The organism is Allobosea sp. FW305-C-101 (assembly GCF_058783685.1).
On record NZ_JBYSYT010000010.1, the window covers coordinates 1 to 20,223 of the forward strand.

Sequence of the window (20,223 nt, forward strand, 5' to 3'; positions counted from 1 at the left end):
CGGATCATGGCCCCCCAAGGTCCAATTCGGAGCTTTCGCTAGGGTCCAGTTCCGGCCGTCGCCCAAAAGGGTGGCAGGCTGGGTCCGTGGCGGGCGCCTACTGCATCGTCACGGGGCGTCAGGCCCCGCCGCAGGCGGCATCGATCGCCTCGGCCACCGCCTCGACGCAGGCCGGCAGCTTTTCGGTCCGGGTGTTGCCGAAGCCGAGGATCAATCCCTGCCGCGCTGGCCCGCGGCAATAGCGCGACAAGGCCGGGCAGTCGAAACCGCGGTGCAGAAGCGCCGTCGCGGCCGCGACATCGTCGAACGGGACGCGTGGCCGAACCGTCATGTGCAGTCCCGCCGTCACATCAGGGATGACGAAGCGGTCGCCGATGCGCTGCTGCAGCCCGTCGGCCAGCAGGAGCGAGCGTTCCCGGTAGATCGCCCGCATCCGCCGCAGATGCGTCGCCAGATGCCCTTCCGCCATGAAGGCCGCGACCAGGGCCTGGTCCGGCTGCGGCGCATATAGCGAGAAGACGCGCTGCACCCGGGTGAAGGCTTCGACCAGGTTGGGCGGCACGACGAGATAGGCCAACCGGAGGCCGGGAGCCAGCGCACGGTTGAAGGAGCTGGTATAGATGACGCGCCCTTGCGTATCGGCGGCGAAGAGCGGCGGTTGCGCCTGTCCCGACCAGCGGATCTCGCTGTTGAAATCGTCCTCCAGCACCCAGCTGCGATGGGCCTGCGCCCAGGCGAGCAGCGCCTGGCACCGCGCTGGCGGCATCGAGGATCCAAATGGGAACTGCTCGACCGGGGAGACGACGACCAGTTTCGGCAACACGCCTCCGTCAGCTTGCGTCGGAAGCGCAGCTGCATTGAGCCCCATCTCGTCGATCGGAACCGGGCGAATCCGCACGCCGCTGAGCTCGAAGGTGGCGAGTTCGGTCAGATGGCCGGGATCCTCGACCGCGACCTCGTCCCCGGCATCGAGCAGGACATGAGCGACGAGCGCCGCGGCCTGGAGCGTGCTGCCGATGACGATGACCTGTTCCGGCGCACAGGCCAGGCCTCTCGCCTCGGCCAGATAGGTGGCGATCTGCCGCGTCAGCCCGGCACCGGGGCGCCCGACGCCGTAACCGGTCTGCGAGATCGCGCGCGAGCGCCAGTGCCGGGCCGCGATACGGCTGAAGATGTCATAGGGAAACTCATCGAGAGCAGGCACGCCGGGGCTGAGGCCCAGCGTCTCCGAGCGTTCGGCCGGCAGGCTGAACCCGAGGAGCCGCATCGCCCGTTCCGACAGCGCCGCCTGGCCCGGTGCCGGCGCGGGCGGGGCGGGATTCGCCCGCGTCTGGTGATCCTCGGGCAGGATTTTGTCGACGAAGGTTCCCGAGCCGTGGCTGCGCCGGACATAGCCTTCCGCCTCCAGCCGGTCATAGGCCTGCACCACGGTATTGCGGGCGATCGACAATTCCTTGGCCAGGACACGGCTGGGCGGCAGGCGCGTCCCGCGCGGCAGCACGCCCTCGATGATGCCCGCCCGGAAGCGGGCAAAAATCTGCTCATAGAGCGGGGCGTCGCTGTCGCGTTCGAGCCTGATCAGGTTCCAGACGGGATAGTTGAACAGGTTGACCATTCACCCTCGGCAGGCTGATCCGACCTTCCGAATGGACTTAAATGCCGAATTCTCCAAGTGGATTTCCGAAGACTCAGCCGGTGATTGGATCGCTCAACCGGAGCGGCCTGCGAGCGCGAGGGTGAGTTCGGCAGAGGACATCGGCCTGGCGAGCGGGAAGGCCTGCCCGGCCCAGAGCAGGCTGAAGTCGTCGCGCCCTGTCGTCTCCGCGGCGCTGCGCAGCGGCCCGAGCATCGTGCCGGCGGTGGGGAAGGGCGGGGCCAGTTCCGAGAGCGGGCCGACCTCCGTCATCAGCCGGTTGACGATGCCGCGCGCCGGCCGGCCGGTGAACAGGTTGGTGATCGCCGTCGGCCGCTCGCCCATGCCCAGGGCCTTGCGGTAGACGGCGGAGATGGCGGCTTCGGGCGTGAACAGATAGGCCGTGCCGGCCTGCACGGCGGCCGCGCCCAGCGCGAAGGCGGCGTTGACGCCACGCCGGTCCACGATGCCGCCGGCTGCGATGACGGGCACGGACACGGCATCGACGATCTGCGGGACGAGGGCGAAGGTGCCGACCTGCTCCGACATCCGGTCGGTCAGGAAGCTGGCGCGATGGCCACCGGCCTCGGCCCCCATGGCGATCACCGCATCGACGCCGCGCTCAGTGAGCCAGCGCGCCTCGGCCACGGTGGTTGCCGACGAGAAGACCTTGGCCCCAGTGCGCTTCACCCGTTCGAGCAGTTCGGGCGCCGGCAGGCCGAAATGGAAGGAGACCACCTCCGGCCGGTAATCCTCCACGACACCGGCCGAGGTCGCGTCGAACGGCGTGCGTCCGGTCATGGGCTTCGGCATGGCGGGGTCGAGGCCGGCTTCGGCGTAATAGCCGGAGAGGCGGTGGAGCCAGGCCGCCTGCCGTTCCGGGGCAGGGGTGGGCGTGACGTGGCAGAAGAAGTTCAGGTTGATCGGCCGGCTCGTGCCGGCCCGCACCTTGTCCAGCGCGGCGCGCAGGCCGGCTTCGTCGTATTGCGCGCTGGCGAGCGAGCCGAGGCCGCCGGCCTCGCTGACCGCGATCACCATCTCCGGCGTCGTCGCGACCGCCATCGGCCCCTGGATGATCGGCAACTCGATTCCGAGAAGGGCGAGCAACCGTGATTGCGCCGTGCTGGTCATGATGGTTCCTCACGCAGGTCGATGGCCTGACGTGCAGTTTCCAGCGCGGCGCGACGATTTCAAAGGTGAAGCTCGGCGCATCCGGAGTGCAAGATTGGGCCGGAGGGCCGCAGCGGCTCTAAAGCCGCAGGAAGCGCTTGGCGTTGTCGTGGAGCCAGAGCTTCTCCACCTCCTCGCCGATCGGGAGCGCTCTGATCTCAGCGATGGTGCGCGCGATCGGGCCGAGCGGATAGGCGCTGCCGAAGATGATGCGGTCCTTCAGGACGGTGCGGCCATATTGCAGCAGCGGCTCGTAGCCGGAGCCCGCGACCTGCAGGTATTTCGGCCGGACCGCGACGAGGCCGATGCTGACATTGGGATGGCGCCAGGCGACGCCGATCAGTTCATGCACCCAGGGGAAGCCCGGCGGCGAGGCGCAGACCCGCAACTCCGGAAAATCAACCATCACCTCGTCGAGCAGGGAGGGATGGCCGTAGCGCATCAGGGTCGAGGTCGCGAAATTGATCGAGCAATGGATGTTCACGGGAATGTCGAGCTCGATGCATTTGGCATAGAGCGGGTACATCCGCCGGTCGTTGATCCCTAGATGATGCTCGAAGCATTGCAGGTTGAGCCCGCGTAAGCCCAGCACGCGCACGGCGTGGTCGAGCTCGCGCACGGCGGTCATGCCCTTGTTCGGGTCGACGCCCGCGAAGCCGATGAAGCGCGGCCCCTGCTCGCGGCAAAAATCGGCGACATCCTCGTTGCTGATGCGCCAGCCATAGGTCGTCTCGAGATCGCGTGCCTTGACGCAGACATGCGTGACGCCGGCCTTGTCGTATTCCGCGAGATAGCCGGCGAGGTCCTGCTGCGGCTCGGCCGCGGTTTCGCTGGCGGCATAGACCTGCCGGTAGCGCTTGAGATGCTCGGCGCCCTTCGGACCGAAAGCCGGGAGCGGCGGGCGGCTGCCATAGTCGATGATCACGAATGCTGCTCCTTGCCGGAGAGGGTAGGCCAGGCCGAAGCCCATGGTTTTAGGGCTTCGATCGCCGCGGCGACCGCCAGAAGCTGCGCTTCCGAATGCCAGCGGCCGACGATCTGGAGGCCGATCGGCAGGCCGTCCGGGCTCATGCCGCAAGGGACGGAGAGGGCGGGGTGTCCGCTGGCGTTGTAGGGGATGGTGTAGGGATACCAGGCGTCGCGCAGCGGGCCGTGGTCGATGCCGTCGATGACGAGCGGGCCGTCCGATTGCTGGCCGATGGGCAGGGCCGGCGCCGCGACGGTCGGTGTGATGAAGACATCCGCACCGTCGAAGAGGCGTTCGACCTGCCGGTAGATCTCGGAGCGAGCGCGTTGGGCGTGGGCGAGGCGCGTATAGGTCTGGGTTTCCGGCTGCATCGTCAGGCCGAGGCGGGCGGTGCGGTCCATCCGCGCGCCATGTTCGTCCAGCAGCGTACCGAAGCGGGCATGCTGGTAGGCGCGCATCAGCACGAGGGCCGAGGGCGTATCGAAGACGATGTCGTCCAGCATCGCCACGCGCTCGGCGCCGGCCGTGAGCAGGCGCTCGACGGTCTCGCCGACGGCTGCTTCTACCGCCGGGGCAACCCAGCGGTTGAGCGTCTTGGGCGCGTAGCGGAAGCGCAGGCCCTTGAGGGCCGCGACGGGATTGTCGGGAAGCCGGACGGGCTCGGCCGAGCCGCCGAAGGAGAGGGGGTCGCGCCGGTCGGGGCCTTTCATCGCGTTGAACATCAGGGTGACGTCCGCGACCGTGCGGCCCATCTGGCCGAGGCAGGTCAGCGAGCCGAACAGGTCCGTCGTGGTCTCGTGCGGAACCGCCCCCCAGCTCGGCTTCAGGCCGACGACGCCGCAGCAGGAGGCCGGGATGCGGCCGGAGCCGGCGCCGTCCGAGGTGAGATGGAGCGGGCCGAAGCCCATCGCCGCCGCGATCGCCGCGCCGCCGCTGGAACCGCCGCAGCTGTAGTCGGTGTTCCAGGGATTGCGGCTGATGCCCTGGCGCGGGGAATCGGTCAGCACCTTGTGACCGAATTCCGGGGTGGTCGATTTCGCAAAGGGGATCGCGCCGGCCCGGCGCAGGCGGGCGACGGCCTCGGCATCCGTATCGGCGACCTGCCTGGCGAAGGCATGCGAGGCGTATTCGAGCGGCATGCCGGCGACGGCGACGAGGTCCTTGACGCTGAAGGGCAGGCCGTGGAGCGGGCCGGGCGCGGCGCCGTCTGCGAGCTTGCGATCGGCCTCGCGGGCGGCTTCGAGCGCGCTGTCGGTCGCGACATGGGAGAAGGCGTTGACCGGCGCGTTGCGCGTCTCGATCTGGCCGAGAACCGACTGCATCAGCGTCTCGGCCTTGAGCGCGCCGGAGCGCAGCTCGGGCAGGAGCTCGGCCGCGCTGCGGCTCCAGAGGGGCATGCTCATCGCCAGATTCCTTCCACCCTGTCGAAGGCGCCGAGACGCAGGTCGGCGACGCCGGCCGTCAAGGCCGTCTTCGCGACTTTCTGCGAGGCGGTGCGCGGGATGTCGTCGACGAAGGCGATGTAGCGGGGGATCTTGAAGGCGGCGAGATTGGCCTCGCAATGCCTGGCGATCCGGCCGATCAGTTCGTCGCTGCCGCTGAGGCCGGCGGCCGGCAGGACATAGGCCTTGACCTCCTCGCCGCGCAGATCGTCCGGCACGGGGACGACGGCGACCTCCTCGATCTCGTCCATGTTGCGCAGCACGGTCTCGACCTCGCGCGCTGCGATGTTCTCGCCCGCCCGCCGCACCATGTCCTTGAGCCGGCCGACAATGTAGAAATAGCCCTCCGCATCCTGCCGGAAGAGATCCCCGGTGCGGAACCACTCGCCGAAGAAGCTGTCGCGATTGGCCTCGGGGCGGTTGTAGTAGCCGAGCATCAGGCCGGCGCCCTGCAGGACAAGCTCGCCGATCTCGCCGCGCGGGACATCCTTGCCGTCCTCGTCGACGACCCGCGCTTGCCGGAACGGAGCGGGGATGCCGCAGGAGCCGGAGCCGACCATGTGGAGGGCATTGAGCGGCATGTAGAGGCCGGGGCCGACCTCGGTCATGCCGAAGGCCTCCATCGCAGGGGCGTTGAAGCGCTTGCGCAGGGCCGCGTTGATCTCCTTGCGATGGCCGTAGATGTTAGCGCGCATCAATTCGGTGTTGCCGTCCTCGGGCGTCTCCGGCTGCTTGAAGACGATCTCCGGGAACAGGCAGAAATGGATGCGGTGCTCGCGCAGCCAGGCGGCGAAGCGGCTGGCGCTCTGGCGCTTGGCGACGAAGAGCGTGCCGCGCTGGTAGAAGCACAGCAGCAATAGCCATTGCGGGTCCATGTAGAAGAACGGCGTCGAGGCGAGCACGCGCCGGAAGCGCCGGGCGTCGCGGAAGCCGTTCACGAAACCCGCACCGAGCCAGTAGCGATGCGTCAGCATGCAACCCTTGGGGAAGCCGGTCGTGCCCGAGGTGTACTGGATGTTCATGAGGTCGTCATGGGCGGGCTCGGGCCCCTCATGCCGCGCGCCTTCGGGAATTGAGGCGACGAGGGCATCCAGCGTCATCGCGCCGGGCGGCAGCAGGCTCTCCTGCCCGTCGCCAGCGGCCATGCGCAGGATGCGGTGGGGCTGCGGGAATTTCCCGGCTTCGGCCACCTCCACCGCCTCGCGATATTGCGGGCCGCATTCGTCATGGATGACGAGCGCCTCGGCGCCGGCATCGCCGAGCACATAGGCGAGCTCGCGGCCGGTATAGCGCAGGTTGACCGGCACCATCACCGCGCCGATCCGCGCGAGTCCAAGCCAGACGATCGGCATCTGCGGGCAGTTCGGCAGCATCACGCCGACCTTCATGCCGCGCGTTACGCCAAAGGAGGCGAGCGCCACCGCCATGCGGTCGACGGCCTTGTCGAGCGCGGCATAGGTGATCGTCTCGCCGGTCTCGAAGAAGTTCCAGGCGAGCGCCTCCGGCGTTTCGGCGGCCGCCTCGCGCAGCAGGGTGCCGATATTGCGGGGGAAGGTGAAGCGCTCCATCTCGCGATGCCGTGCCTCCACATCCAGCGCGACCAGGCGCGCCACATAGGCATCGGCCCAGACGGGCGTTTCACTCTCGGCGGGCAGGGGTGGCATTGGCATCTCGAAAGGCATGTTCGCATCGAACAGGTCAGGAAGTTATGTTTTCCGTTGCTGGTCGAGTGCGGTTGAGAGCGTGGCGGGATTGCGAGGGGCTGCCGGTCTCTGAAGTGTTTTCCAGTTTTCCGTCTGGCCCGGTTCGCACTATTCCGCTGCCGGCAGGGCGCCGCAAATTTCTTTTTGACTAGAAATCATGCCTGCTGGTTATATTCGATCCGAAGCCAGTGGCGGAGCCTTGCATGCGGATCACCCATCGACAGCTCGAGGCCTATATCCAGTTCATGGAGACTGGCAGCGTCACGGCCGCGGCCGAGCGGATGCGGCTGTCGCAGCCGGCGATGAGCAAGATCCTGGCGGGGCTCGAAATCGACCTCGCGCTCACCCTGTTCGAGCGCAAGCGCAAGCGCCTGATCCCGACGCATCAGGCGCAACTGCTCTACAAGGAGGTGCGTCGGCTCTTCGCCTCGCTCAGCGATGTCGAGCGCTTCGCCAGGGATCTGCGAGACCTGCGGTCAGGGGAACTCAGGATCGTCTCGGCGGCCTCGATCGGCCATACGCTGGTCGCGGATGCGCTCGTCGCCTTCGCCGAGGCCAATCCGGCGATCTCGGTTGCGCTCGACGTCTCCAGCGTCGTCGGCAGCGACGTGCTCGGCCAGAATGTCGATATCGGCTTCTCGGTCAGCCATTTCCATCATCCGGACCTGCTGACCGAGCCGCTCTTCCATGCCGATGCGGTCTGCGTGATGCGGCGGGACCATCCGCTTGCCTCGCGCGAGATCATCGTGCCGCGCGATCTGGAGGGGGCGGAGTTCATCTCCTTCACGCGCAACAGCCGCATGCGCCACCTGACCGACGCGGTGTTCGAGCAGCAGCGGGTCACGCGCAAGATGCGGACGGAGGTGTTCTCCTCGGTCGAGGCGAACGCGCTGGTCTCGCGCGGCTTCGGCATCGCCATCGTCGAGCCGATGACGGTGCATCAGGGTTTTTGGCCCGATCTGGTGGCGCGGCGCTTCGAGCCGACCATCGCCTTCACCTTCAACGCCATCGTCTCGCGCAACCGGCCGGTCTCGCCCCTGACCAAGGCCTTTCTCGCCGAGCTCAAGACGCGCATCGCTGCACTGGCGCAGGGTGATGATTCGCGCGCCACCGAGAGCCTGACGGTGCGCCTGCCGCAGCGGCGCACGCGCGACGGCGCGGGATCAGGCGCCGTCGTGGCGGACGAAGAAGGTGAGACCGGCGACGCGATCGAGGATGATCACGGCAAGGAAGGTGATCAGCACGCTGATCGTTGAGATCGCCGCCAGCACTGGGGTCGCCGAATCCTGGACGAAGGAGAAGATCTGGACCGGCAGGGTCGAGATGTTCGGCCCGATCAGGAACATCGTCACCGTGACCTCGTCGAAGGAGATGATCCCGGCGAAGAGCAGCGAGGTCAGGATGCCGGACCGGCACATCGGGATGACGATGTCCTTGAGCGCGCGCCATTCGCTCGCGCCCATCACATTGGCGGCGCGGACGAGATCGGGGTCGAGGCTGCGCAAGGCGATATGGATCGGCCGGTAGGAGAAGGGCAGCGTCACGATGAGATGGGCGAGCACGATGCCCGGCGCCGTGCCGATCAGCCCGAACTGGGCGACGAGCGCGACCATGGCGACGCCCATCGCGGCATGCGGGAAGAACAGCGGCGAGAAGATCGCCAGTTCCAGCCAGGTCGCGAGCTTCGGCGCATGGCGCTGCGTGTAATAGGCCGCCATGAAGTTGACGATGGTGACGATCACTGCCGTCACCGCCGCGATGCCGACGCTGATCGCGAAGGCGCGCGGCCAGCGCGGATCGAACAGCGCATCGCGATACCAGCGCAGGCTCAAGCCCTCCGGCGGGAACTGGATGTAGCTGGTGTCGCTGAAGGAGGCACCGATGATGATCAGGATCGGCGCCGGCAGCGAGAGCAGCAGCAGGATGCCGGCCCAGGTCGAGAGTTTGGGATTTGCCGTCATCGCGCTCACTCCATGGTCCCGATCAGCCGGCGCTCGATGGCTTTCAGCAGGAGCAGCGACAGGAAGCTGATGGCGAGCAGGCAGATCGACCAGGCGGCGGCCTTGTTCAGATTGAAGGTGTACATGACCTCCTGGTAAATCTGCGAACCCACGAACTGATGCGACATGCCGCCGAGCACGATCGGCGTGACAATCGCGCCGATGCTCGCCAGGAAGATCACGATCAGCGCCGTGAAGGCGCCCGGCAGCGACAGCGGCAGCACGATGCGCCGGAAGGTCTGGAAACGGCTCGCGCCCAGCACGCCGGAGGCCTCCTCCAGATTGCTCTCGATCGCCAGGAGCGAGGACAGGATCGAGATCACCGCGAAGGGGATCAGCACATGGGTCAGGCCGATGACGATGCCGAGATCGTTGAACATCAGCGCTAAGGGCTGCTGGATGATCCCGGTCCAGGCGAGCATGCCGTTGATCACGCCTTTGGGGCCGAGCAGCACGAGCCAGCCATAGGTGCGCACGACCAGGCTGACGAGCCAGGGCACGAGCACCACGATCAGCAGCATGTTGCGCCAGCGTTCGAGCCGCCAGAGCAGGAGCGCGATCGGGTAGGACAGCGCGACCGAGAGCAGCGCCACCGTCAGCGAGGACAGGATCGTCCGCGCGAAGATGACCTGATAGTCGCTGCGGTTGAGGATCTGCCGGAAATAGCGCAGCGACCAGCCATCGGCATCGGCGAAGCCGTTCGAGAAGAGCTGGAAGACCGAGGCGAAGAACAGGCCGAGCAGGACGAGGACCGGCAGGAGCAGCAGCGCCTTGGCCGGCGAAGCAGGCTGCGTCTCCGTCATGGCTTCTCTCCGAAGCTCGCGGCGGCGGGCGCTGCCAGCGGTTCGAAGATCTGCGCGTCGGCGGGATCGAAGGCGATGCGGCAGGGCGAGCCCGCTTCCGGCAGGGCGGCGCCGTCGCTGGCCAGCCGCACCGCGACCAGCCGCTGCTCGCCGCAGCGCAGGACGAAGCGCAGGACTGGACCCAGCGCGATGCGCTCGACGACGGTGCCGGGCAGCGCGATGCGTCCGCCGGCATCTGCGTCCGGTGGCAGAATCGCGATGCGTTCGGGACGCAAGCCGATCACGCAAGCTGCGCCGGGGGCAGGCGAGAAGCCGCGGATGCCGCTCGCCGGCAGGGCGTGGCGGCCGCCCGGTCCGTCGATCTCGACCGTGCCGGCTGTCACTGCGGCGATGCGGCCGGGAATCTCGTTGAGCTCGCCGACGAACTTGGCGACGAAGAGATTGGCGGGCTGCGAATAGATCGCCGGTGGGGTGTCGTATTGCTGGATCGCGCCTGCGCTCATCACCACGATGCGATCCGACATCAGGGTCGCTTCTTCCTGGTCGTGGGTGACGAAGACGAAAGTCGTGCCGAGCTCGCGCTGGATCTCCTTGAGGGCGACCTGCAACTGCTTGCGGAGCTGCAGGTCGAGCGCCGAGAGCGGCTCGTCGAGCAGCAGGATCGAGGGTTCGAGCACGAGCGAGCGCGCCAGCGCCACGCGCTGCTTCTGGCCGCCGGAGAGCTGCGAGATGCGGCGGTTGCCGAGATGGCCGAGGCCGACGAGGTCGAGGAAGGTGCCGACCTTCCGGCGCAGTTCGGCCTCCGGCACGTTGCGCAGGCGCAGGCCGTAGGCGACGTTCTCCTCGACCGAGAAATGCGGGAACAAGGCGAGGTTCTGGAAGACCATGCCGATCGGCCGGCGCTGCGGCGGCAGGCCCGCCATGTCGCGGCCGTCGATCGCGATTTTGCCGGCGCTGGGCTGGATGAAGCCGGCGATCAGGCGCAGCAGCGTGGTCTTGCCGCAGCCGGAGGGGCCGAGCAGCGTGACGAAGGTTCCGGCTGCGACCGCGAGATCGAGGCCGGAGAGCACCGTCGTCGCGCCATAGGCCTTGGCGACGCCGGCGACATGGATGGAACCGCGGGCCGCACGGGAGGGCGCGGCCTGCGCGAGGGCTTCAGGCTGGGCAGGGGACATCGATCGAATCCGCCGGGTAAGCGAGTGGGTGAGAAAACGTTCGGCGGATCGCGGCTCAGGCGCTGTGGTCAGCGCTTGCCGGCGGCGATCTGCTCGACCCGGTTGAGCCGATCCTCATAGTCGCTGACGATGACATTCCAATCCGGAATATACATCTTCTTCATCAGCGCCTCGCGGGTCATGCCGAGATCCTGCTCGTATTCGGGCGGCAGCACGGCCTTGTTATTGGTCGGGATCGAACCGTTCTGGCCGGAGATCCGGGTCTGCGCGGCGGCATCCAGGAGTTCGTTGAGATAGGTGATGGTCTGCGCCCGCTCGGCCGAGCCCTTCGGCACCACGACGACATAAGGCAGCATCAGCGCGCCCTCCTTGGGGATCGCCAGTTCTATAGTCTTCTGGCCGTCGCGGCGCAGGCTCCAGACGCGCGTCGAGTAGAATGGCGCGGCCGTGACTTCGCCCCGCGTCAGCAGCGTGTTCATATGGGCGAGCGAGGTATAGGTCGTCAGCGAATTGGCGAAGATCGCCTTCAGCGGCTCGATGCCGGGCTCGATCTTGGCGGCGCCGCCGCCATTGGCATGGGCGAGGATGGTGAGGTCGTAGGAGGTGGCGTAGACCGGCCGCGTGACCGCGAGCTTGCCCTTCCAGCGGGCGTCAGTGAGGTCGTTCCAGGACTGGAAATCCGAGGCCTTGGCCAGCGTGTTGTTGAAGGCGATGCCGTAATAGCCGAAATGCGTGGCGAGGCCGACGATCTTGCCGTCCTTGTTCCGGACGACGAGTTCCTTCGGGAGGTTGGCGATCGCCGGGATCTCCTTGTCCTCGAAGGCTTCAAGCAGGTTCGATTTGGCCAGCCCGATCGCCTCGAAATAGGTGACCTCGACCACGTTGTATTGCGAGGCGGACGGCGAGCGGACGGCGCCGGCCGTGTTCGGCACCTCGGCCATGCGGGCGGCGATGCCGGTCTTCTGGGTAAAGGGGAGCTGGAAATGCTCGCGCAACACGGCTGCGCCGCCGCCGCCCCAGGTCGCGTGAATGACCTCAGCTGTGCAGGGGCTGGCGCTGGCGGCCAGCATCGACAATGCGAACACCCATGGCTTCATCTGATGGCTCCCGTTCCTCGTGCAGGCCGTTCTGTGCGGCCTCGATGACGGGAGACTCCAGGGTGCGGCCCCTCATTGCAAATTCAAAGGAATCCGAACTTCATTCCAGGAAGTTATGAGTGGGGCGAGGCGAGCGAGAGCCTGGGGTGGACGGCCTACTTCCGGGCGCGCGTTGTGTCATTCCGGGGCGCGCCAAAGGCGCGAACCCGGAACCCACGACTGGGTGAGGCATGACGTGTTCGGTTGCGAGGGGCTCACCCGGTCGTGGGTTCCGGGTTCTTCGCTTACGCGAAGCCCCGGAATGACAAGGGGGGTGGCTCTGGCTCCTACCGGTCAGTCTCGCTCAGCACCAACCGCTTGGTGCGATCGCTGTTGATGATCAGGCGATCGCTGGTGATCCGAATCGTGAACAGCCAGGGCAGCACCCAGGGGCAGACGCGCCACTGGTCATGAACCTCGGTGCTGACGGGATGGGCGAAGAAGAAGTCATCGCCATGGGCGATCAGCTTCACACGCTGGCTGCCCTCGGGCGAGGACAGGGTGAGATGCAACTCGGGGCCAACCTTGCGGGTCTCGCCGCGGAAGGCGCCGGATTCTGCCGCGAAGCTCCTGCCGGCGAAGCGATCGATCGGGAACGTGGTCGGTCCGATCGGAATGAAGCGGCGGGTCCGGCCGAAGCGCGTCGCGGATAGCGCGCCACCGGCTTCCAGCTTCAGCGCGAAAGCCGGGATCGAGGCCTGCGGCTGCCAGCCTCTGTCGCCGACAGGCAGGAGCGGTGCGCCGCCCATGTTCATGATCAGATAGGGTTGGCCCTGGCGCAGTTCGATCTGGAATGCGTCATCGCCGGCCTCGTCGCGATAGGTGCCGGCGGGAAGGTCGAATGCCTGCTTCCGCTTTTCGCTGCCGGCGCCCAGCAGGTCGCGCGCGATCGAGCGGGCCAGGACATAGGGCGCGCAATCGTCGTGGTTGGCGAGAAGGACGATGCCGAGATCGGCCTCCTTGAAACGGACCGACTCGGAACGCGCCCCGGCGATCCAGCCGCCATGGCCGACCGCTTCGCCGAGATCGCTATTGTCGCGCACCAGCCCGTAGCCATAGGGCGAGGGCACGCCGTTGATCGTCACGCCGGCATCCTCCATGCGCGCGATCATCTGGGCGTCGCCGATCTTCGGTTGCCGCAGGTTCTGCTGCCAGATGATCATGTCGTGCAGCGTCGAGACCATGCCGCCTTCGCCGCCGATGGCGATGCCCCAGGCGGCCTTCAGCCACTCGCCATCCGGCCCGCGGCGGTGATGCCCGGCGAGCCGCGGCAGGATCACGTCGTCGCGCGGCATCAAGGCCGTGTCGTGCATGCCGAGCGGGCCGGTGATGCGCTCCTTCAGGAGGTCGTTGAAGCCGAGCCCGGAGACCTTCTCCAGTATCTCGGAAAGCAGCAGGAAATTGCTGTTGCTGTAGAGCAGGTCGTAGCCCGGCTCGAAATTGAGCTCGCTCTGCCGGCCGACGACGTTGCAGGCGTATTGGCGCGAGGAGGGCGCGAGGATCGGCACGCCGCCGATCGTCATCATCTCCAGGATGTCGCGCAGGCCCGAGGTGTTCGAGGCGAGATGATGCAGGGTGATCGTCCGGCCGTAATCGGGCAGCCAGGGCAGGTGGGCGCGGACATCGTCCTGCAGGGACAGCCGGCCCTCGCGCTCCAGCGCCAGCAGCAGCCAGGTGGTGAACTGCTTGCTCTGCGAGGCGATGCGCACGACCGAGCGGCTGGAAAGCGGAATGCCATTGGCGAGATCGGCCATGCCATAGGCGGCCTCGTGCACGACCGCGCCGCCGGAGAGGACGGCGAGCATCATGCCCGGCGAGGTCTCGCTGTTCCAGGCCGCGACATGCGGGGCGATGCGGGCGGCGATCGTGGCGGGATCGAGAGTGAGAGAGGCGCGGGGCATGGCAGGCTTTTAGGCTTGAGGCTGACGTGGAAGCGCCGCGCTCCCTGAGGGAACGCGGCGCTTGAGGCTTAGCGCTTGATCTCGACGTTCCAGAAGGCCGGCCAGGGCGACGGGGTGAAGCCCGTGAGGCCCGGTGCGACGGCCGAGAGTGCGCTGAAATTGCCGATCTTCACGATCGGGGCCTGCTCGAAGATCAGCTTCTGCAATTCGACCCAGTGCTTGACGCGGGCGTCCTGGCTGGTCGCGCTGTTGAAGGCATCGAGCGCCTTTTCCTTCTCCGGCGTATCCCACCAGCCGCCGGCGGTCTTCGACAGGATGAAGTTCAGCGCCGGCTCCGGCAGGAAGGGGCTATGGGTGATGAAGACTTCCCAGAGCTCCGGCTTCTTGTTGCGCTGGATCATGGTCGCCCAGTCGCTGACCTGGAGATCGACCTTGAAACCGGCCTGTTCCAGATAGATCTGCGCGACCTGCGCCATCTTGTAGTGGAACTCGTACTGGCGGCTGGTCAGGATGCGGATTGGCTCGCCCTTGTAGCCGGCCTCCTTGAGCAGGGCGCCCGCCTTCTTGTCGTCGGCGATGTTGTAGTTGCCCTTGACGCCGACATCGCTGCGCCAAGCATAGCCTTCCGGATACATCGCGCCGTCGACGGCGTAGAACTTCTGATCGCCGAAGCCGGCGGCCAGCATGTCCGTCTCGCTGAGGGCCGCCTGAACCGCCTTGCGGATCTTCTCGTTCTTGAGCGGGCCTTCCTTGTTGTTCATCACGAAGATCGGCCAGCCGAAATTGTTCAGCAGGGCGGGCTTCGCCTTGCCCTTCTCCAACCGCGCGAAAGCTTCCACGGGCAGGGAGTCGACATAATCGTACTGGCCGGCGATGGCGGCCTCGACGCGGGTATTGGCATCGGGCACCGGGACGAAGCGGATCTCGTCGAGCTTGGCGATGCGGGCGCCGCCAAAGCCGTCGGCCTTCTCGCTGCGCGGCTTGTAGCCGTCGAAGCGAGCGAGCTGAACATACTGGTCCGGCTTGTGTTCCTTGAGCCTGTAGGGGCCGGTGCCGATTACCTCCTTGAGCGGCGTTGCCAAGGCCTCGGCCGGCATGATCGCGGCAGCGGAGTTGTTGAAGGCGAGCAGCGAGAGCAGCGGCGCATAGGGCTGGCTCAGCGTGATCGTGATCTCGCCCGGCCCGGTCGCTGCGACCGACTTGACATAGAGCGCCGTCTGCTTGCCGCGGGAGGCGACCTCCATCCAGCGCTTCAGCGAGGCGACGACATCCTCGGCGGTCATCTCGCGGCCGTTATGGAACTTGATGCCCTGACGGAGCGCGATCTTGTAGACCGTACCGTCGGCGCTGATCGTCGGCATCGCCTCGGCCAGGAGCGGCGTCACGTTCCACTTGCTGTCGAAGGTGAAGAGCGTCTCGAAGACATGCTGCGAGATCATGCCGACGAGGTCCGTCGCGCTGATGCCCGGATCGAGCGAGGCGGGCTCGCCGATCACAGCGACATTGACGATGCCGCCGGCCTGCTGGGCAGGACTCGGCGCGACGGACGAAAGCGAGATCGACGCGGCGACCCCCACGAGTGCAAGCAGTTTCCTCATCGTCTTCTTATTCCATAATTATGTTATATAGACCATAATAGGCAATCATCCGCCTGGAACACTGTCAAGCGATGCGCTGCGCAGGTTTCGGCGAAACATCTGAGAGCGATCGACGATTCCATCGTCTCCGGTCCGAATGCGGCCGGCCGTCACGCAGGGCTGGATTCCGGGCTTCGGCGGCGGCATGGTTCCCGCGAACTCTGGTTGAAGCGAGGAGAGATTCCTTGGACATCACGCGTGCTGGCTCCCGGCCTTCCGGAAAGGGGCCCTCGGACTGGTTCACCGGAACGGTGAGGATCGATCCGCTCTGCAACGCCCATGCGGCCGAGCGCGTCCAGGGGGCTAACGTCACCTTCGAGCCGGGCGCGCGCACGGCCTGGCACACTCATCCGCTCGGGCAGACGGTGATCGTTACCGCAGGCCTCGGCCGGGCGCAGTGCTGGGGCGGGCCGATCATGGAAATCCGGCCCGGCGACGTCGTCTGGTTCCCGCCCGGGGAGAAGCATTGGCATGGCGCCTCTCCTGCAACGGCCATGACCCATATCGCGATCCAGGAAGTGCAGGACGGCAAGGTCGTGGACTGGCTGGAGCAGGTTTCCGACACTCAATATGGCGGATAGCGCGCATCTTGCGCTTTTATTTCGTTGCGAATTGGATCATTGATATTCGTTCCTGCTTAACGCCTGAGTAACCTTGCGAGAGAGTTCCATGCGACCCGAGCGCGTGCCACGGTTTCCGGCACCTGTTCACGCTCCCGGCTTCGGCCGGCGGCCGCAGGCTGCTAACGACAACGAGCCGGCGATCGCGGACAGCGTCGTGAGCATCCTGATCGGCCGGTCCCTGATCATCGGGGCGGCACTGCTGGCCCTGACCCTCGTGGCGGGGTGGAGTCTCTGGCTCGGCCGCACGGTGTGGCGCCACTTCGCCTGATCCGGCGCCCTGTCGCGCTGCCTCATTTCTGCAAGATCGCGCCGAAACATTGACGTTGCGGCATGTGTCAAAAAATTTACCATATCGCCTGGAGATGGGCGCAAGCGTGCCGGACCGTCCGGCGTGCAATCCGCATCCATGTCGGGATCGCTGTGCAATCGAGCATCATTCAGGGCCAGGCACGCCTGCTTGCAATTCCCGCGCGGGACGGCGGGGAGGGCGCGATGGCGGCGTTCCTGAGCGACTGCGTCGGGCGGAACCGGGCCGTTTTCTTCTTTGGTGGCGATAGCCGCGCGATCTATGCGCTGAGGGACCGAATCACGTCGGATTGGCCGGGGCTGCGCGTCGCCGGCATCTGCGATGCTGATTTCGCCGGGCCGGTCGACCGCGCCGTGCTCGATCACATCGCGGCGGCAGATGCGGATGTGATCGTCACCGATCTCCCGAAGGCGCGCTTTCGGCAGTTCTGCGCGCAATGCGACGCGGCGGGAATCCGTGGAGAGCGCGTCAACCTGCCGGGGAGCTTTCCGGGCTTTGTCCTGGGGGGACCGAACTTCCTATCCGATCGTGTCCTGCCGAGGCGGCTGCTTCGGTTCGGAGCGACGGCAAAAGCGGGGCTGGCCTTCTGCCGTATCGTTCTGAGGCAGAGGCTCCGCGGCGCCTTTCAGCCGGCTGGCATCACTCAGCCACGGCCTCGCGGCCGGGGCTGAGTGATGCCAAGGCCTCAGCGCGCGTTCGCGAAAGCCTTCTTGCTCAGGACTGTCCGGAACAGGATGGTGATGTCGAGCCAGAACGACCAGTTATCGATGTACCAGTGGTCGTAGGCGACCCGGCCGGCCATCTTCTCGTCGGTATCGGTCTCGCCGCGGAAGCCGTTGACCTGCGCCCAGCCCGTGATGCCGGGCTTGACGTTGTGGCGGCGGGCATAGTTGGCGATCTTGCGCTCGAATTCGATATCATGCGCCAGCGCATGGGGGCGCGGCCCGACGAGCGACATGTCGCCGGCGATGACGTTCAGGAGCTGCGGCAGTTCGTCGAGATTGTAGCGACGCAGCAGATGGCCGAGCCGCGTGATCCGGGGGTCGTTGCGCTTGGCCTGAACGACGACCTGGCCGTCATCGGTCGTCGTCATCGTGCGGAACTTGAAGATGCGGAAAGCCTGCTGGTTGAAGCCGTAACGCCGCTGGCGGAACAGGACGGGACCGGGGGAGTCCAGCCGGATCAGCGCCGCGATCAGGAGCAGCAGCGGCAGAGTCAGGATGATGCCGCAGGACGCTGCCACGATGTCGAAGGCGCGCTTCACTGCGATCTCGACTGCTGAGAGCGGCTGGCGCGTCAGGCGCAGGCTCGAGAGCGTGCCGGTATGGACGACATGCGCATTGCCGAAGCGTTCCATGATCGGCTCGGGGGCGAGATGGATCGCAACCGGCAGGTTCGTGAAGGCATCGACGCAGGCCGAGATCGTTTCCTGATCGGACCAGGGAACCGCGATGAAGACCGCGTCCGGCCGCCGGATACGGCAATTTGCCACGGCTGTGGCGAGATCCGCCGCCAGGGCGGCCGGGCCGGCCTCGCGCGACGTTTTCAGGAAGGCGACGTCGGTCACCGCGAAACCCATATGCCAGGGCTTATGCCGCGAGACGAAGGACATGATGTTCGCCTCGCGCCCGATGAGGAAGGCGCGTTCGGCCGTGATCCGCCCGGTCCGGCTGCCGGCTGCGATCAGCCGGACAACCGCCGAGCGGGACAGGGCGATGACGGGGATGCCGCAGAGATAGGTCGCGATCATGACGGCGCGCGAGTAATGATCGGCGATCTTGGCGAGGAACAGCAGGGCCAGGAAGGCGACCATCGTGATGTTCCAGACGGCGAAGGCGGAGCCGATCTGTCCGCGCGTCGAGAGATAGTTGCCGATCTGATAGCGGCCGCGCATCAGATTGATGAAGACGAACAGGGTCGCGAGCATCGCTGCCAGTTCCGGCGTCGAGCGGTCGACGCCCGGCAGGTTCGTGGCGCCGAGGTAATAGGCGAACGACACCGCATAGACGAGGGAGGCGACCACGGCGGCATCCGTTGCCGCGGTCAGCGGCCCGAACGAGAGGCGCCAAATGCCGGCTCGGTTGTCGGGCAGGGCTTGCGGCATGCCGCTCAGATCATTGACGCTCATCTCTTCCCCCGGCCAGCCATGCCGGCGTGAGCCGGCTTGAGTATGTCCCGTTGCGGCACAATGTGCCGGCGCCGGGCCATGGTCGGGAGGGAAGTGGCAAGGCCCATGCCGTAGGGATACGGGCCAGATTGGCGCGGATAGGGGGCGCTCAGCCGAAAAGAGCAGCGCGAGCCGGCGTCTTGCCGGATGCTGTTGTGCCAGGATGCGTCATGCGGGCTTGCGGAGGCGCTGCGCCATCGTGTCAAATGCCGCGGCAGCGACGCTGCCGAGCGTGGCGCCGGCAACCTTCACGATCGCATCGTGACGCAGCCCATGACGGGTCGCCTCCAGCGTCTGGAGCCCCTCGAGGCCGATGGCGAAGGCGACGATGCCCGCCAGCACAAGCCAGCGCTGGCGCGGATAGGCAAAAGCCAGCGCCGCGCCGGCGGCAAAGAAGGCGAGAAAGCGCTCGGTATCCGCGTCCAGATAGGGAATATGCGGTCGCGCCCCCAGGGGGGACAGGGTCGAGAACAGGATCGCGAGCAGGGCAGCCCAGCCTGCCATCACGGCGATGCGACGAAGCTTGTCGAGCGAAAGAATCAAGACCGGGCTCCGGACGAACGGCGTGGCGGGGCAGGCAAGATACGGACCAGAACCGGCGGAATCGCGCGAGAGCGGAACGAGAGCTGGTCTTATGGCGATGCAAAAACGACGAAGCAATGGCAGCGGCCGGAGTTTCGACCGAAGCTGATGAAGTTTCTCTTCAACTCTGCCTCCGTGGCCTGATCCACGGGTGACGGACCGCCCATGTCGAAGCTAGCATGCCGACTCATCGGCAAGCGGAGGCTGGATGACGGAGTTCTCGACTGCACCTTCGCCGACGCGCATCGCGCGCGGTGGAAAGGCGATCTACGGTGTTCCCTTGGGCATCCTGATGCTGGAAGCCCGCTTTCCGCGGATTCCCGGCGATATGGGCAATGGCACGACCTGGCCCTTCCCGGTGCTCTATCGCGTCGTTGGCGGCGCCAGTCCTGAAAAGGTCGTGCTCAAGGGCGCTGCGGGCCTGCTGCCGGATTTCATCGAGGCCGCGCGCGATCTCGTCCGGCTCGGGGCTGAGGCGATCACCACCAATTGCGGCTTCCTCTCGCTGTTCCAGCGTGAACTTGCGGCGGCCGTCGGCGTGCCGGTCGCGACCTCCTCGCTGATGCAGGTGCCCTGGGTGCAGGCGACGCTGCCGCCGGGCAAGCGCGTGGGCGTGGTCACGGTCTCGGCGGGGTCGCTGACCCCGAAGCATCTGGAGGCAGCTGGCGTACCGCTCGACACGCCCGTCACCGGCACCGAGAACGGGCGCGAGTTCTTCCGCGTGCTGATCAAGGCCGAGAAGGACGACATGGATGTCGAGCTCGCCCGGCAGGACGTGGTGCAGGCGGCGCTCGATCTCGTCGCCCGCCACCCTGACGTCGGCGCGATCGTGCTCGAATGCACCAACATGCCGCCTTATGCGGCCGATGTGCAGGCGGCGACCGGGCTTCCGGTCCATGACATCTATTCGCTGATCAACTGGTTCCACGCGGGCTTGAGGCCGCGCCGCTTCGGCTGAACTTATCCCCGGTCCTTAC

General features: G+C 66.6%; 18 protein-coding genes. 5 read left to right on the forward strand and 13 right to left on the reverse strand.

All coding sequences use genetic code 11. The annotated features are described in order from the left end of the window. Window positions 1-118 precede the first annotated feature (118 nt). The 5 genes from pdxR to AC3WMA_RS24695 form a co-directional block, all read right to left on the reverse strand. Window positions 119-1,615, reverse strand: coding sequence for a MocR-like pyridoxine biosynthesis transcription factor PdxR (gene pdxR / locus AC3WMA_RS24675; protein WP_492287904.1), 1,497 nt, complete (start codon window positions 1,613-1,615; stop codon window positions 119-121). A 93-nt stretch (window positions 1,616-1,708) separates the two neighbouring features. After that, window positions 1,709-2,764, reverse strand: coding sequence for an NAD(P)H-dependent flavin oxidoreductase (locus tag AC3WMA_RS24680; RefSeq protein WP_492287905.1), 1,056 nt, complete (start codon window positions 2,762-2,764; stop codon window positions 1,709-1,711). Between the two features lie 118 nt (window positions 2,765-2,882). Continuing rightward, on the reverse strand, window positions 2,883-3,728 hold the full coding sequence (locus AC3WMA_RS24685) for an amidohydrolase family protein (protein ID WP_492287906.1): 846 nt from the start codon (window positions 3,726-3,728) through the stop codon (window positions 2,883-2,885). Then, entirely contained in the window at window positions 3,725-5,173 is a 1,449-nt protein-coding gene (locus tag AC3WMA_RS24690) for an amidase (protein WP_492287907.1), read from the reverse strand. Before AC3WMA_RS24690 ends, AC3WMA_RS24685 begins: the two co-directional genes overlap by 4 nt. Continuing rightward, a complete protein-coding gene (locus AC3WMA_RS24695) occupies window positions 5,170-6,876 on the reverse strand; it encodes a class I adenylate-forming enzyme family protein (RefSeq protein ID WP_492287908.1) in 1,707 nt (568 codons plus the stop codon). The genes AC3WMA_RS24690 and AC3WMA_RS24695 overlap by 4 nt, the downstream gene beginning before the upstream one ends. 242 nt (window positions 6,877-7,118) lie before the next feature. On the opposite strand from AC3WMA_RS24695, the gene AC3WMA_RS24700 reads away from it, so the two are divergent. Continuing rightward, window positions 7,119-8,171, forward strand: coding sequence for a LysR substrate-binding domain-containing protein (locus AC3WMA_RS24700; protein ID WP_492287909.1), 1,053 nt, complete (start codon window positions 7,119-7,121; stop codon window positions 8,169-8,171). Here AC3WMA_RS24700 and AC3WMA_RS24705 read toward each other — a convergent pair. The 6 genes from AC3WMA_RS24705 to AC3WMA_RS24730 all read right to left on the reverse strand — a co-directional run bounded on the left by AC3WMA_RS24705 (window position 8,079) and on the right by AC3WMA_RS24730 (window position 15,528). Further along, entirely contained in the window at window positions 8,079-8,876 is a 798-nt protein-coding gene (locus AC3WMA_RS24705; protein ID WP_492287910.1) for an ABC transporter permease, read from the reverse strand. The two genes, AC3WMA_RS24700 and AC3WMA_RS24705, sit on opposite strands and share 93 nt — an antisense overlap. 5 nt (window positions 8,877-8,881) lie before the next feature. Beyond that, window positions 8,882-9,718: an ABC transporter permease gene (locus AC3WMA_RS24710; protein WP_492287911.1), complete on the reverse strand. Its 837-nt coding sequence runs from the start codon at window positions 9,716-9,718 to the stop codon at window positions 8,882-8,884. Further along, window positions 9,715-10,893, reverse strand: a complete 1,179-nt coding sequence (locus AC3WMA_RS24715) for an ABC transporter ATP-binding protein (RefSeq protein WP_492287912.1) — start codon at window positions 10,891-10,893, stop codon at window positions 9,715-9,717. The genes AC3WMA_RS24710 and AC3WMA_RS24715 overlap by 4 nt, the downstream gene beginning before the upstream one ends. A gap of 68 nt (window positions 10,894-10,961) precedes the next feature. Then, window positions 10,962-11,990, reverse strand: a complete 1,029-nt coding sequence (locus AC3WMA_RS24720; RefSeq protein ID WP_492287913.1) for an extracellular solute-binding protein — start codon at window positions 11,988-11,990, stop codon at window positions 10,962-10,964. A 326-nt stretch (window positions 11,991-12,316) separates the two neighbouring features. Next, window positions 12,317-13,930 (reverse strand): serine hydrolase domain-containing protein, encoded by a 1,614-nt coding sequence (locus AC3WMA_RS24725; RefSeq protein ID WP_492287914.1) that lies wholly within the window; start codon window positions 13,928-13,930, stop codon window positions 12,317-12,319. Between the two features lie 68 nt (window positions 13,931-13,998). Further along, window positions 13,999-15,528, reverse strand: coding sequence for an ABC transporter substrate-binding protein (locus tag AC3WMA_RS24730; protein WP_492287915.1), 1,530 nt, complete (start codon window positions 15,526-15,528; stop codon window positions 13,999-14,001). A 224-nt stretch (window positions 15,529-15,752) separates the two neighbouring features. Between AC3WMA_RS24730 and AC3WMA_RS24735 the strand changes: the two genes are divergently transcribed. The 3 genes from AC3WMA_RS24735 to AC3WMA_RS24745 all read left to right on the forward strand — a co-directional run bounded on the left by AC3WMA_RS24735 (window position 15,753) and on the right by AC3WMA_RS24745 (window position 17,168). Further along, window positions 15,753-16,148, forward strand: a complete 396-nt coding sequence (locus tag AC3WMA_RS24735) for a (R)-mandelonitrile lyase (protein ID WP_492287916.1) — start codon at window positions 15,753-15,755, stop codon at window positions 16,146-16,148. A gap of 88 nt (window positions 16,149-16,236) precedes the next feature. Further along, the gene (locus AC3WMA_RS24740; protein ID WP_492287917.1) at window positions 16,237-16,458 is read left to right on the forward strand and encodes a hypothetical protein; all 222 of its coding nucleotides are present in this window, start codon (window positions 16,237-16,239) and stop codon (window positions 16,456-16,458) included. A 62-nt stretch (window positions 16,459-16,520) separates the two neighbouring features. Beyond that, the gene (locus AC3WMA_RS24745; RefSeq protein WP_492287918.1) at window positions 16,521-17,168 is read left to right on the forward strand and encodes a WecB/TagA/CpsF family glycosyltransferase; all 648 of its coding nucleotides are present in this window, start codon (window positions 16,521-16,523) and stop codon (window positions 17,166-17,168) included. Window positions 17,169-17,182: 14 nt separating this feature from the next. Here the strand turns inward: AC3WMA_RS24745 and AC3WMA_RS24750 are convergent, their stop codons facing one another. Continuing rightward, a complete protein-coding gene (locus AC3WMA_RS24750) occupies window positions 17,183-18,625 on the reverse strand; it encodes an undecaprenyl-phosphate glucose phosphotransferase (protein ID WP_492287919.1) in 1,443 nt (480 codons plus the stop codon). Between the two features lie 207 nt (window positions 18,626-18,832). Then, window positions 18,833-19,207: a VanZ family protein gene (locus AC3WMA_RS24755; protein WP_492287920.1), complete on the reverse strand. Its 375-nt coding sequence runs from the start codon at window positions 19,205-19,207 to the stop codon at window positions 18,833-18,835. Window positions 19,208-19,454: 247 nt separating this feature from the next. On the opposite strand from AC3WMA_RS24755, the gene AC3WMA_RS24760 reads away from it, so the two are divergent. After that, entirely contained in the window at window positions 19,455-20,204 is a 750-nt protein-coding gene (locus AC3WMA_RS24760; RefSeq protein WP_492287921.1) for an aspartate/glutamate racemase family protein, read from the forward strand. Window positions 20,205-20,223: the final 19 nt, after the last annotated feature.

Coding starts and splice junctions, on each gene's coding strand:
- AC3WMA_RS24710 (WP_492287911.1), bottom strand. CDS start 9,718: ATGACGGAGACGCAGCCTGCTTCGCCGGCCAAGGCGCTGCTGCTCCTG.
- AC3WMA_RS24690 (WP_492287907.1), bottom strand. CDS start 5,173: ATGAGCATGCCCCTCTGGAGCCGCAGCGCGGCCGAGCTCCTGCCCGAG.
- AC3WMA_RS24695 (WP_492287908.1), bottom strand. CDS start 6,876: ATGCCACCCCTGCCCGCCGAGAGTGAAACGCCCGTCTGGGCCGATGCC.
- AC3WMA_RS24745 (WP_492287918.1), top strand. CDS start 16,521: ATGTGTCAAAAAATTTACCATATCGCCTGGAGATGGGCGCAAGCGTGC.
- AC3WMA_RS24730 (WP_492287915.1), bottom strand. CDS start 15,528: ATGAGGAAACTGCTTGCACTCGTGGGGGTCGCCGCGTCGATCTCGCTT.
- AC3WMA_RS24700 (WP_492287909.1), top strand. CDS start 7,119: ATGCGGATCACCCATCGACAGCTCGAGGCCTATATCCAGTTCATGGAG.
- AC3WMA_RS24715 (WP_492287912.1), bottom strand. CDS start 10,893: ATGTCCCCTGCCCAGCCTGAAGCCCTCGCGCAGGCCGCGCCCTCCCGT.
- AC3WMA_RS24725 (WP_492287914.1), bottom strand. CDS start 13,930: ATGCCCCGCGCCTCTCTCACTCTCGATCCCGCCACGATCGCCGCCCGC.
- AC3WMA_RS24750 (WP_492287919.1), bottom strand. CDS start 18,625: ATGAGCGTCAATGATCTGAGCGGCATGCCGCAAGCCCTGCCCGACAAC.
- AC3WMA_RS24760 (WP_492287921.1), top strand. CDS start 19,455: ATGACGGAGTTCTCGACTGCACCTTCGCCGACGCGCATCGCGCGCGGT.
- AC3WMA_RS24740 (WP_492287917.1), top strand. CDS start 16,237: ATGCGACCCGAGCGCGTGCCACGGTTTCCGGCACCTGTTCACGCTCCC.
- AC3WMA_RS24720 (WP_492287913.1), bottom strand. CDS start 11,990: ATGAAGCCATGGGTGTTCGCATTGTCGATGCTGGCCGCCAGCGCCAGC.
- AC3WMA_RS24680 (WP_492287905.1), bottom strand. CDS start 2,764: ATGACCAGCACGGCGCAATCACGGTTGCTCGCCCTTCTCGGAATCGAG.
- AC3WMA_RS24705 (WP_492287910.1), bottom strand. CDS start 8,876: ATGACGGCAAATCCCAAACTCTCGACCTGGGCCGGCATCCTGCTGCTG.
- pdxR (WP_492287904.1), bottom strand. CDS start 1,615: ATGGTCAACCTGTTCAACTATCCCGTCTGGAACCTGATCAGGCTCGAA.